This is a genomic window from Streptomyces sp. NPDC059788 (genome assembly GCF_042732265.1).
Lineage (GTDB): Bacteria > Actinomycetota > Actinomycetes > Streptomycetales > Streptomycetaceae > Streptomyces.
In genome coordinates this window covers 26,040-39,790 of the sequence record NZ_JBHWHY010000005.1, presented here as the reverse complement: position 1 = coordinate 39,790, position 13,751 = coordinate 26,040, and the positions used below count along the sequence as shown (strand labels likewise).

The window sequence follows — 13,751 nt, the reverse complement described above, 5'->3', positions numbered from 1 at the left end:
TCCCGCCCCACAGACAACCGATCGACCCTGCCCTCCGCCGGCCGTCGTCGTGCGCAACCGCGCGGCCGCCGTGAGGACGTGAGAACGCCAGGAAAGCGAGCGAGAAGTTGGACGCCACGCCATCGTCGACACCGGACCCGACCGCTCCCGGAGCGGCCGGCGGGCCGGCCGGGTCGCGCGAGGAGACGCTGCGCGCTCTCTTCGCCGAGGTGCTGGGCGTGCCCGCGGTCGGCCCGCACGACGACTTCTTCGCACTCGGCGGGCACTCGCTGTCCGCGATCCGGCTGCTGGTCCGCATCCGCGGCGTGCTGGGCGCCGAGCCCCCGATCAAGGACGTGTTCGAGCACCCGACCCCCGCCGCGCTGGCCCGCCGCCTCGGCGCCGAGGCGGGCGACGGCGACGGCGACCGGCGCGCGGCACTGGCCCCGATGACACGCCCCGAGCGGCTGCCCCTGTCGTTCGCGCAGCGCCGGCTGTGGTTCCTGCACAAGCTGGAGGGCCCCTCGGCGACGTACAACATGCCGCTGACGCTGCGCCTGAAGGGCAAGGTGGACACGGCGGCCCTGCGCGCCGCGCTGCGCGACGTGACGGCCCGGCACGAGACGTTGCGCACGGTCTTCCCCGAGGCCGACGGCGAGCCGCGGCAGCTGATCCTGGACGCGGCCGAAGCGGACTTCGCCTGGGAACACCGGCGGGTGACGGCGGACGCGCTGCCCGCGGCCCTGGACGAGTCGGCCCGCTACGGCTTCGACCTCGCCACCGAGATCCCGGTACGCGCCTGGCTGTTCGAGCTGTCCGACGGCGAGCCCGGCACCGGGCCCCACACCGGGACCGACAGGGGGCCCCACGCCGGGACCGACACCGGGACCGACAGCGAGAGCGTGCTGCAACTGCTGCTCCACCACATCGCGGGCGACGGCTGGTCGCTCGCGCCCCTGGCCCGGGACGTCCTGGCCGCGTACACCGCCCGCGTGGACGGCACCGCGCCGCAGTGGTCCACGCTGCCCGTCCAGTACGCCGACTACACCCTGTGGCAGCGCGAACTGCTCGGCGACGAGACCGATACCGACAGCCTCGTCAGCCGCCAGGTCGGCTACTGGCGCGAGCAGCTGGACGGCCTGCCCGACCTGGTGAGCTTCCCCACCGACCGCCCGCGCCCCGCGGTGGCCTCCTACGACGGCGCCCACCTGGAGTTCACCCTCGACGGCGCCCTGCACCAGCGCCTGGTCGACCTGGCCCGCCGGTCGAACACCACCGTCTTCATGGTGCTCCAGGCCGGCATGGCGGCCCTGCTCACCCGCCTCGGCGCGGGCACCGACATCCCCCTCGGCAACGGCGTCGCCGGCCGCGCGGACGAAGCCCTCGAAGACCTCGTCGGCCTCTTCGTGAACACCTTCGTCCTGCGCACGGACACCTCCGGCGACCCGACGTTCGAGGAACTGCTCGGCCGGGTCCGCGAGACCAGCCTCGCCGCGTACGAGCACCAGGACGTGCCCTTCGAGCACCTGGTGGAACTCTTCAACCCGCACCGCTCCGGCTCCCACCACCCGCTGTTCCAGGTGGCGATGGTCCTCCAGAACACGCCGGAGGAGTCCTTCCGGCTGCCGGACCTCGACGTGCGCGGCGAGTTCGTCTCCACGGCCACCTCCCGGTTCGACATGCTCGTGGAGATGTTCGAACGGCACGAGGACGTACACGGGACCTCGGGCATCGAGACCGTCGTCGAGTACGCCACCGAGCTGTTCGACCGCGACACGGTCGAAGGCCTGCTGGCCCGCTGGGTCCGGCTGCTGGAGCAGGTGACGGCCGACCCGTCGCTGCGGATCGGCGGGCTGGAACTGCTGTCCGGCGCCGAGCGCGAGACGCTGCTGACCGGCTGGAGCGGCACCGCCGTCGAGGTGCCCGCCGTGACGCTGACCGAGGAGTTCACCGCCCACGCCCGCCGCACTCCGGACGCGGTGGCCCTCGCGGCAGGGGACCGGACGATCACCTACGGGGAGCTGGACGCGCGGGCGAACCGGCTGGCGCACTGGCTGATCGGTCAGGGTGTGGGTCCGGAGCAGCTGGTGGGGGTGATGCTGCCGCGCTCGGTGGAGATGGTGGTGGCGGTCCTCGCCGTCCACAAGGCCGGTGGCGCGTACGTACCGGTGGACCCGGAGTACCCGCAGGAGCGCCGCCGCTACATGCTGGCCGACGCGGCGCCGGTGCTGGTGCTGGACGAAGCGGCGCTGGGGCAGGACCTGTCTGGCTTCCCGGACATCGACCCGGGTGTGCGCGTGGAGCTGGACCACCCCGCGTACGTGATCTACACCTCCGGCTCCACCGGCCTGCCCAAGGGCGTGGTGGTCTCCCACCGGGGTGTGGCGAGCCTGGCGCATGCGCAGATCGAGCGGTTCGGGGTGACGGCGGACAGCCGGGTGCTCCAGTTCGCGTCGCCGAGTTTCGATGCGGCGTGGTGGGAGCTGGTGATGGCGTTCTCGTCTGGTGCCACGCTGGTGGTGCCGGAGGAGGGCCGTCTGGTGGGTGAGGCGTTGCAGGCGGTGTTGGCCGAGCAGCGTGTGTCGCATGTGACGTTGCCGCCGTCGGTGCTGGGGGCGCTGCCTGCTGGTGCCGAGAGCGGGTTGCCGGAGCTGAAGGCGGTGGCGCTGGCGGGGGAGGCGGTGCCGCCGGAGCTGATAGCCCGGTGGGCCGTGGGGGGCCGGGAGGTCGTGAACGCGTACGGGCCGACGGAGTCGACGGTCTGTGTCTCGATGAGCGATGCGATCGATGAGACGGTCGCGCCGATCGGCCGTCCCGTGAGCAACACTCGGGCGTATGTGCTGGATGCGGTGTTGCGGCCGGTGCCGGTGGGTGTGGCTGGTGAGCTGTATGTGTCGGGTGCGGGGCTGGCGCGGGGGTATGCGAACCGGGCCGGGCTGACGGCGGAGCGGTTCGTGGCGTCGCCGTTCGAGCCGGGTGTGCGGATGTATCGCACCGGGGATCTGGCGCGGTGGCGTGCCGATGGGCAGTTGGAGTATCTGGGGCGGGCGGACGAGCAGGTCAAGGTCCGTGGTTTCCGTGTCGAGCCCGGCGAGATCGAGTCGCTGCTGACGGCCTCCGAGGGCGTACGGCAGGCCGTGGTGGTGGCCCGCGAGGACACCCCGGGTGACCAGCGGCTGGCCGCGTATGTCGTACCGGATCTGGGCGCGGCGGTGCGGGCCGGCGCCGTAGGGGCGGACGCGCAGGTCGAGGAGTGGCGGGAGATCTACGACGGGGTCTATGCCGAGACCGGCACCAGGGGCATCGGTTTCGGTGAGGATTTCTCCGGCTGGGACAGCTCGTACACGGGTGAGCCGATTCCGCTGAGCGAGATGCGGGCGTGGCGGGACGCGGTCGTGGACCGGGTGCGGGAGTTCGGCGGCGCGCGGGTGCTGGAGGTCGGTTTGGGTGCCGGTCTGCTGATGGCGCACCTGGCGCCGGACGTGGACGAGTACTGGGGTACGGACCTGTCGGCCGCGGTGATCGAGCGGCTGTCGGCGCAGGTGGCGCAGGCGGGCCTGAGCGACCGCGTCCGGCTGCGCGCTCAGGCCGCGGACGATGTGGACGGCCTCCCGGCCGGTCACTTCGACACCGTGCTGATCAACTCCGTGGTGCAGTACTTCCCCGACGGGGAGTACCTGGCCCGCGTGATCGACCAGGCGCTGGGGCTGCTGGCCCCCGGTGGCCGTCTGGTCATCGGCGACGTCCGGCACGCCGGTTCGCTGCGCACGCTGCACGCGGCCGTCCACGCCGGTCGCGGGGCTTCGGCGCGGGCCGCCGTGGACCGGGCCGTGCTGCTGGAGAAGGAACTCGTCGCCGCCCCCGAGTTCTTCGACGGGCTCGCGGCGGGCGACGCCCGGATCGGCGCGCTGGACATCCGCCTGAAGCCCGGCGCGTACCACAACGAACTGACCCGGCACCGCTACGAAGTCGTGCTCCACAAGGCACCCGCGCAGGTCGTGGACCTGTCCGGCGCCCGGCGGACGGCCTGGACCGCCGGCCTCGACCTCGGACAGCTCCCCGAAGGCCCGCTGCGCCTCACCGGCATACCCAACGCGCGCCTGGTGGCCGAGGCGGCCATGGAGCGGGCGCTGGACGGCCTGGACGCCGAGGACTTCGGAGCCCCGGCCGTCGATCCGGAAGACCTCGTCGCCCTGGGACGTGAGCACGGGCTCCGGATCGTGCCCACCTGGTCGTCGCGGTCGGTGGCCCTGTTCGACGCGCTGATCCTCCCGGCGGACGCGGAAGGCGCGGCGCTTTCAGGCGTGTACGTGCCCGCCGCCACCGGCGGCCCCTGGACCAACAACCCGGTCGCGGCCCGCGGCATCGGCGCGGTGGTCAAGGCCGCCCGCGCGCGTCTCGTGGAGCGCCTGCCGGAGTACATGGTTCCGTCGGCGGTGATGGTTCTGGACCGGCTGCCGCTGACACCCAACGGGAAGCTGGACCGTAAGGCTCTGCCCGTACCCGAGTACGCCACCACGGCGGACGGCCGCAAGCCCCGTACCCCGCAGGAAGAGGTCCTCTGCGGCCTCTACGCCGAGGTGCTGGGAGTGGACCGCGTCGGTATCGACGACAGCTTCTTCGAACTCGGCGGGCACTCCCTGCTCGCCACCCGCCTCGTCAGCCGCATCCGCAGCGTCCTCGGCACCGAACTGCCGATCAAGGACGTGTTCGAGGCGCCGACCGTCGCCGAACTGGTGCCACGGCTGGCCCCCGGCGGGCGGACCCGTACGGCACTGGCCCGCGCCCCGCGCCCCGAACGGGTGCCGCTGTCGTCCGCCCAGCGCCGCCTGTGGTTCCTGCACAAGCTGGAGGGCCCGTCCGCCACGTACAACATGCCGCTGGCCCTGCGCCTGACCGGCACCGTGGACACGGAGGCGCTGCACGCGGCCCTGCGCGATGTGGTGGCGCGGCACGAGTCGCTGCGCACGGTCTTCCCGGAGACCGACGGTGCGCCGTACCAGCGCGTGCTGGACCCGGCCGAGGCGGGCCTCGTCTGGGAGCGCCGCACGGTCGCCGCGGCGGACCTGCCGCCGGCGATGGAGGAAGCCGCCCGGTACGGCTTCGACCTGGCCGCCGAACCGCCGGTCCGCGCCTGGCTCTTCGAAACCGGCCCGACCGGCCCGGCCGGGGCGCGGGACAGCGTGCTGCTGCTCCTGCTCCACCACATCGCGGGCGACGGCTGGTCCATGGGCCCGCTGGCCCGCGACGTGGTCGCCGCGTACACCGCCCGCGTGCAGGGCACGGCCCCGCAGTGGCCGGAGCTGCCGGTGCAGTACGCGGACTACACGCTGTGGCAGCGCGAGCTGCTCGGCGACGAGGCCGACCCGGACAGCCTGTTCAGCCGCCAGGTCGCCTACTGGCGCTCCCAGCTGGCCGGCCTGCCGGAGCAGGTGACCTTCCCCGCCGACCGGCCGCGTCCGGCCGTGGCCTCGTACGAGGGCTCCTACGCGGAGTTCACCATCGACGCCGCGCTGCACCAGCGGCTGGCGGACCTGTCCCGCGCCTCGGGCGCCACGGTGTTCATGGCCCTCCAGGCGGGTATGGCGGCGCTGCTGACGCGTCTCGGCGCGGGGACGGACATCGCGCTGGGCAGTGGGGTCGCCGGTCGTACGGACGAAGCGCTGGACGATCTCGTCGGGCTGTTCGTCAACACGTTCGTGCTGCGCACGGACACGTCCGGGGACCCGAGTTTCGATGAACTGCTCGGCCGCGTACGGGAGTCGAGCCTCGCCGCGTACGCGCACCAGGACGTGCCGTTCGAGCATCTGGTGGAAGTGCTCAACCCGCAGCGCTCCACCGCCTACCACCCCCTCTTCCAGGTCGCGCTGGTCCTCCAGAACACCGGCCAGGGGGACTTCACCCTGCCCGGCCTGCGGGTGAGGATGGAGGAGGTGGACGCGGGCACCTCGCGCTTCGACATGCTGCTCTCGCTCACCGAGCGGTACGACGCGGCAGGCAACCCGGCCGGCATCGAGACGCTGGTCGAGTACGCCACCGACCTCTTCGACCGGTCCACCGTCGAGGGCGTCGTGGCCCGCTGGATACGCCTGCTGGAGCAGGCGCTCACCGCTCCCGAGCGGCTGATCAGCCAGGCGGACCTGCTCACCGGGCCGGAGCGGCAGCAGCTGGCGGACTGGAACGACACCGCCGCCGACGTCGTCCCGGGCACCCTGGTCGACCTGGTCGAAGCACAGGTGGCGCGGTCGCCCGAGGCCACCGCCGTGCTCTTCGGCGACACCACGCTGACGTACGCCGAACTGAACGCGCGGGCCAACCGGCTCGCCCGCCACCTCATCGGCCTCGGCGTCGGCCCCGAGCGGCTGGTCGCGGTCGCCCTGCCCCGTTCGGCGGAGACGGTCGTGGCCCTCCTCGGCGTCCTCAAGGCGGGCGGCGCCTACCTGCCGCTCGACCCCGACGACCCGGCCGAGCGGCTGCTGACCACGCTGCGCGACGCCCGGCCCGAGCTCGCGCTCGTCGCCCGGGACAGCGGCCTGGACACCGCCGCAGCGGGCATCCCCGCCGTCGTCCTCGACGACGCGGAGACCGCGGCGGCGGTCGCACGGCACGCCGCGGCCGACGTGACGGACGGCGAGCGCACCGCACCGCTGGACCCCGCCGGCCCCCTGTACGTCATCTACACGTCCGGCTCCACCGGCCGCCCCAAGGGCGTCCTCGTCGAGCACCGCGGCCTGGTCAACAACCTCCAGTGGATGCAGGACGCCTATCCGGTGGGCCCCGAAGACGTGGTGCTGTTCCGCACGTCGGTGCGGTTCGACTCGGTGGGCCTGGAGATCTGGTTCCCGCTGCTGTCCGGCGCGGCGATCAGCGTGGCGCCCGCCGACGTGATCCGCGACCCGCAGCGGCTGGTCGCGCACCTCGCGGAGAACGGCGTCACCGTCGCCCAGTTCCCGCCGTCCCTGCTGGCCAACCTGCCCGAGCCGCCCGCCGCGCACGCCGTCAGCCGCATCTGGTCCAGCGGCGAGGCGCTGCGCTGCGACCTGGCCGCGCGCATCAGCACGGCGTGGAACAGCGAACTGTTCAACCTCTACGGCCCCACGGAGATGACCATCCAGGTCGCCTCCGCCGCCTGGACCGGCGAGGACGCCGACGGCCATGCCGTGCCGATCGGCCGGCCCACCTGGAACACCCGGCTCTTCGTGCTGGACGCGGGCCTGCGTCCGGTGCCGGTGGGCGTCGTGGGCGAGCTGTACGTCACGGGCGCCCAGGTGGCGCGCGGATACGTACGGCGCGCGGGGCTGACCGCGGAGCGGTTCGTCGCCTGTCCCTTCGTACCGGGCGCGCGGATGTACAGGACCGGCGACCTGGTGCGCCGCCGCGCCGACGGGCAGCTGGAGTTCGCCGGACGTGCCGACGAGCAGGTGAAGCTGCGCGGCTACCGCATCGAGCCCGGCGAGATCGAGTCGCTGCTGACGGCCTCCGAGGGCGTACGGCAGGCCGTGGTGGTGGCCCGCGAGGACGTCCCGGGTGACCAGCGGCTGGCCGCGTACGTCGTGCCCGACCTGGACGTGGCCGCGCGCGCCGGTACCGGCGTGGACGCGGATGCGCAGGTCGAGGAGTGGCGGGAGATCTACGACTCGGTGTACGCCGAGACCGGCACCAGGGGCGTGGGCTTCGGTGAGGATTTCTCCGGCTGGGACAGCTCGTACACGGGTGAGCCGATTCCGCTGAGCGAGATGAGGGCGTGGCGGGACGCGGTCGTGGACCGGGTGCGGGACTTCGGCGGCTCGCGGGTGCTGGAGATCGGCGTCGGGTCCGGTCTGCTGATGGCGCACCTCGCGCCGGACGTGGACGAGTACTGGGGTACGGACCTGTCGGCCGCGGTCGTCGGGCGGCTGCGGGCGCAGGTGGCGCAGGTGGGGTTGGACGGCCGCGTACGGCTGCGTGCCCAGGCCGCGGACGACGTGGACGGCCTTCCGGCCGGTCACTTCGACACCGTGCTGATCAACTCCGTGGTGCAGTACTTCCCCGACGGGGAGTACCTGGCCCGCGTGATCGACCAGGCGCTGGACCTGCTCGCGCCCGGTGGCCGTCTGGTCATCGGCGACGTGCGGCACGCCGGTTCGCTGCGGGCCCTGCGGGCCGCGGTGCACTCCGGGCGGGGCACGGCGGCACGTGCGGTGGTCGACCGGGCCGTGCTGCTGGAGAAGGAACTGGTCGTGGCGCCCGAGTTCTTCGACGGGCTCGCGGCGGACGACGCCCGGATCGGCGCGCTGGACATCCGCCTGAAGCCCGGCGCGTACCACAACGAACTGACCCGGCACCGCTACGAAGTCGTACTGCACAAGGCGCCCGAGCGGGTCACCGACCTGTCCGCGGCCCGGCCGGTGGCATGGACCCCCGATCTGGACCTGGGCGCGCTGCCGCTCTCGGACGGGCCGCTGCGCCTCACCGGGATTCCCAACGCGCGCCTGGTGGGCGAGGCGGCGGCCGAGCGGGCCCTCGACGGCCTCGACGCCGAAGCCCTCGCGGCCGGCACCGCGGTCGACCCGGAGGCCCTGGCCGCGCGGGGCCGGGAGTTGGGCCTGCGGCTGATACCCACCTGGTCGGCGCGGTCGACGGGCCTCTTCGACGCCGTGGTCCTCCCCGGCGACGCGGACACGGCCGTCCTGTCGGGCGTGTACGTGCCCGCCGTGTCGGGCGGACCGTGGACGAACAACCCGGTGGCCGCCAAGGGCATCGGCGCCGTCGTCGACGCGGCCCGTGCGCGCCTGGCGGAGCGCCTGCCGGAGTACATGGTTCCGTCGGCGGTGATGGTTCTGGACCGGCTGCCGCTGACGCCGAACGGGAAGCTGGACCGCAAGGCGCTGCCCGTGCCGGAGTACGCCGCCACCCCGGGCGGCCGTGCCCCGCGCACCCCGCAGGAAGAGGTCCTGTGCGGCCTGTTCGCCGAGGTGCTGGGCGTGGGCCGGGTCGGTATCGACGACAGCTTCTTCGACCTGGGCGGGCACTCGCTGCTCACCACCCGCCTGGTCAGCCGCATCCGCGGCAGCCTCGGCGCCGAGGTGCCGATCGCCGCGGTCTTCGAGGCGCCCACCGTCGCCGGGCTCGCGGCCCGCCTCACCGGCCACGGCCGCACCCGTACGGCCCTGGCCCCGATGCCGCGCCCCGAGCGGGTGCCGCTGTCCTTCGCGCAGCGCCGCCTGTGGTTCCTGCACCAGCTGGAGGGCCGCTCCGCGACGTACAACATGCCGCTGGCGCTGCGCCTGACCGGCGACATGGACGCCGACGCGCTCCGCGCCGCGCTGCGGGACGTGACCGGGCGGCACGAGTCGCTGCGCACGGTCTTTCCGGAGACCGGCGGCGAGCCGTACCAGCGGGTGCTGGACGCGGCCGAGGCGGACTTCACGTGGGAGAGCCGCACGCTCACCGAGGCGGAGCTGCCGGCCGCCCTCGGCGCGGCCGCCGCGTACGGGTTCGACCTCGCGGCGGAGATACCGGTCCGCGCCTGGCTGTTCCGCACCGGCCCGCAGGTCGGCGTCCTGCTCCTGCTCGTCCACCACATCGCGGGCGACGGCTGGTCGATGGGCCCGATCGCACGGGACTTCGTGACCGCCTACACCGAGCGGGCACGCGGCGCCGCCCCGCAATGGGAGCGGCTGCCGGTGCAGTACGCGGACTACACGCTGTGGCAGCGCGAACTGCTCGGCGACGAGAGCGACCCGGAGAGCATCTACACCCAGCAGGTCGGATACTGGCGGCGGCAGCTGGCGGGCGCGCCGGAGCAGGTGACGTTCCCCGCCGACCGGCCGCGTCCGGCCGTGGCCTCCTACGAGGGCACCCACCTCGACTACGAGCTGTCCGCGGAGCTGCACCAGCGGCTGGTGGCACTGGCCCGCCGCTCGAACGCGACGGTGTTCATGGTGCTCCAGGCGGGTATGGCGGCGCTGCTGACGCGTCTCGGCGCGGGGACGGACATCGCGCTGGGCAGTGGGGTGGCGGGCCGTACGGATGAAGCGCTGGACGACCTGGTGGGGTTGTTCGTCAATACGTTCGTGCTGCGTACGGACACGTCCGGGGACCCGAGTTTCGAGGAACTGCTCGGCCGCGTGCGGGAGTCGAGCCTCGCCGCGTACGCGCACCAGGACGTGCCGTTCGAGCATCTGGTGGAAGTGCTCAACCCGCGGCGCTCCACCGCCTACCACCCGCTCTTCCAGGTCGCGCTGGTCCTCCAGAACACGCCCAAGAGCGACTTCGAACTCCCCGGGCTGCGGGTGCGCCCGGAGCCCGTCGGCATCGGCAGGTCGCGCTTCGACATGCTGCTCAGCCTCGACGAGAGCAGCGGCGAGCAGGGCGTGACCGCCACCGTCGAGTACGCGACCGACCTCTTCGACCGGTCCACGGTCGAGGGGCTGCTCGACCGCTGGGTGCGGCTGCTGGAGCAGGTCACGGCCGACCCGAAGCGCACCGTCGGGCAGCTGGAACTGCTGTCCGGCGCCGAGCACGAGCAGGTGGTGTCCGGATGGAACCGGACGGCCGCCGCCGTGCCCGGCACGACCCTCGCCGGGTTCGTCGCCGAGCACGCCCGCCGGGACGCGGACGCGGTGGCCCTGGTCGCCGATGACCTCTCGCTGTCGTACGGGGAGCTGGACGCGCGGGTGAACCGGCTGGCGCACCGGCTCAGGGCACAGGGCGTGGGCCCGGAGAAGCCGGTCGGGGTGTTGCTGCCCCGGTCCGCCGGCCTGGTGGTGGCGGTCCTCGCCGTGCTGAGGGCCGGCGGCGCGTACGTACCGGTGGACCCGGACTACCCGGAGGAGCGCCGCCGCTACATGCTGGCCGACGCCGCGCCGGTCCTCGTCCTCGACGAGGCGGCACTGCGCCAGGACCTGTCCGGCTACCCGGACACCGACCCGGGCGTGCCCGTCTCCCCGGACAGCCCGGCCTACGTCATCTACACCTCCGGCTCCACCGGCCTGCCCAAGGGCGTGGTGGTCACCCACCGGGGCGTGGCGAGCCTGGCGCACACCCAGTTGGAGCGACTGGGTGTGTCAGCGGACAGCCGCGTCCTCCAGTTCGCCTCGCCCAGCTTCGACGCGGCCGTATGGGAACTGGTCGTCGCCTTCGCCGCGGGCGCCACGCTGGTGGTCCCCGAGGGCGGCCGCCTGGTGGGCGAGCCGCTGTCGGGCGTCCTCGCCGACCGGCGCATCACCCACGCGCTGATCCCGCCGTCGGTGGTGGCCACCCTGCCCGCGGGCGCAGCAGCCGCGCTGACGGACTTCGCCTGCCTGGTCGTGGGCGCCGAGGCCGCGCCGCCCGAGCTGGTGGCCCGGTGGTCGGCCGGCGGCCGCAAGGTCGTCAACGCGTACGGGCCGACGGAGTCCACGGTCTGTGTGTCCATGAGCGACACGTTCACCGCCGACGTGGTGCCGATCGGCCGTCCGGTCACGAACACCAGGGCGTATGTGCTGGACGCCGGACTGCGACCGGTGCCGGTGGGCGTGGTCGGTGAGCTGTACGCGTCGGGCGCGGGCCTGGCCCGCGGGTACGCGAACCGTGCCGGGCTGACGGCGGAGCGCTTCGTGGCGTCGCCGTTCGAGCCGGGTGTGCGGATGTACCGCACCGGTGACCTTGCGCGGTGGCGTGCCGATGGGCAGCTGGAGTACGCGGGTCGCGCGGACGAGCAGGTCAAGGTCCGCGGCTTCCGTATCGAGCCGGGCGAGATCGAGTCGCTGCTGACCGCTTCGGAAGGCGTACGCCAGGCCGTCGTCCTGGCCCGCGAGGACACCCCCGGCGACCAGCGCCTCGCCGCCTACGTGGTCCCCGACCCGGCGGCCGCCGCGGTGGCGGGCGTCGTCGAGGAGACCGCGTCCGGCATCGACGCGCAGGTGGGGGAGTGGCGGGAGATCTACGACTCGGTGTACTCCGGGCCGGGCGCCGAGGCCTTCGCTCTCGGCGAGGACTTCTCCGGCTGGGACAGCTCCTACACCGGCGAGCCGATTCCGCTGGACGAGATGCGGGCCTGGCGCGACGCGATCGTGGCGCGGGTTCGCGGCCTGGGCGCCCGGCGCGTCCTGGAGATCGGCGTCGGATCGGGCCTGCTCATGGGGCACTTGGCCGAGCACGTGGAGGAGTACTGGGGCACCGACCTGTCCGGCGCCGTCATCGAGCGGCTGACCGGCCAGGTGCGGGCCGCGGGCCTCGACGGCCGGGTGCGGCTGCGCCGCCAGGCCGCCGACGTGACCGAGGGCCTGCCGGCCGGCACGTTCGACACCGTGCTGATCAACTCGGTGATCCAGTACTTCCCGGACGACGCCTATCTGGCCCGGGTCGTCGACCGGGCGCTGGGACTGCTGGCGCCGGGCGGCCGTCTGGTCATCGGCGACGTGCGGCACGCGGGGTCGTTGCGAGCCCTGCACGCGGCCGTGCGGCCGGGGCGCGGGGCGTCGGCACGTGCGGTGGTGGACCGTGCCGTGCTGCTGGAGAAGGAGCTGGTGACGGCCCCGGAGTTCTTCGCGGAACTGGCGGCGCGCGACGCGCGGGTGGGCGCGCTGGACATCCGCCTCAAGCCCGGCGCGTACCACAACGAACTGACCCGGCACCGCTACGAGGTCGTGCTGCACAAGGCCCCCGGGCAGGTCGTGGACGTGGCCGGGGCGCGGCGGGTGGCGTGGAGCCCGGAGCTGGACCTGACGGCGGTCCCGGTCGCGGACGGGCCGGTGCGGATCACCGGAATTCCCAGTGCGCGGCTGGTCGCCGAGGTGACGGCCGAACGGGCGCTGGACGGGCTGGCCGCCGGGGACTTCGGCGGTACGGCCGTCGATCCGCAGGAGCTGGTGGAGCGGGGCCGGAAACACGGGCTGTACGTGGTCCCCACCTGGTCGTCGAGGTCGGTGGCCCTGTTCGACGCGCTGATCCTCCCGGCGGACGCGGAGCACGCGGTCCTCTCGGGCGTGTACGTGCCCGCCGCCACCGGCGGCCCGTGGACCAACAACCCGGTCGCGGCCCGCGGCATCGGCGCGGTGGTCAAGGCCGCCCGCGCGCGTCTCGTGGAGCGCCTGCCGGAGTACATGGTCCCGTCGGCGGTGATGGTTCTGGACCGGCTGCCGCTGACGCCCAACGGGAAGCTGGACCGCAAGGCTCTGCCCATACCCGAGTACGCCACCACAGCAGGCAGCCGCAAGCCCCGCACCGAGCAGGAGACCACCCTCTGCGGCCTGTTCGCCGAGGTGCTGGGCGTCGACCGCGTCGGCATCGACGACAGCTTCTTCGACCTCGGCGGGCACTCCCTGCTCGCCACCCGCCTCGTCAGCCGCATCCGCGGCGCGCTGGGCGCCGAGGTCGCCATCGGCACCGTCTTCGAGGCACCGACCGTCGCCGGACTGGCCGGACGCCTGGCGGCCGCGCCGAAGACGGCGGCCAAACGGCCCGCCCTGCGCCGGATGCCACGGCCCTGACCCCCACCGCCCCCGTACGCACGACCGGGCGGCGCCACCGCCGGCGCCGCCCGACCACCGAGAAAGAGTGAGGACCGACATGACCAACCCGTTCGAGAACCCGGACGCCGTCTACCTCGTCCTGGTCAACGACGAAGCCCAGCACTCCCTTTGGCCCGCGTCCATCGAGGTCCCCGACGGCTGGACCGTCGCCAAGACCGCGGACACCCGCGACGCCTGCCTCGCCTACGTCGAGGAGCACTGGACCGACATGCGGCCCGCGAGCCTGGCCCAGGCCATGGCGGGCGCCGGGTCCTGAGCGGCGCCCGCACAGCGCAG

General features: G+C 73.6%; 2 protein-coding genes. Both read left to right on the top strand.

Annotated elements, in window-relative coordinates:
* Positions 1–107: 107 nt before the first annotated feature.
* On the top strand, positions 108–13,433 hold the full coding sequence (locus ACFV57_RS05975) for an amino acid adenylation domain-containing protein (protein ID WP_385226167.1): 13,326 nt from the start codon (positions 108–110) through the stop codon (positions 13,431–13,433).
* A 79-nt stretch (positions 13,434–13,512) separates the two neighbouring features.
* Entirely contained in the window at positions 13,513–13,731 is a 219-nt protein-coding gene (locus tag ACFV57_RS05970; protein ID WP_385226165.1) for an MbtH family protein, read from the top strand.
* The last annotated feature ends 20 nt before the right edge of the window (positions 13,732–13,751 follow it).

Coding starts and splice junctions, on each gene's coding strand:
- ACFV57_RS05970 (WP_385226165.1), top strand. CDS start 13,513: ATGACCAACCCGTTCGAGAACCCGGACGCCGTCTACCTCGTCCTGGTC.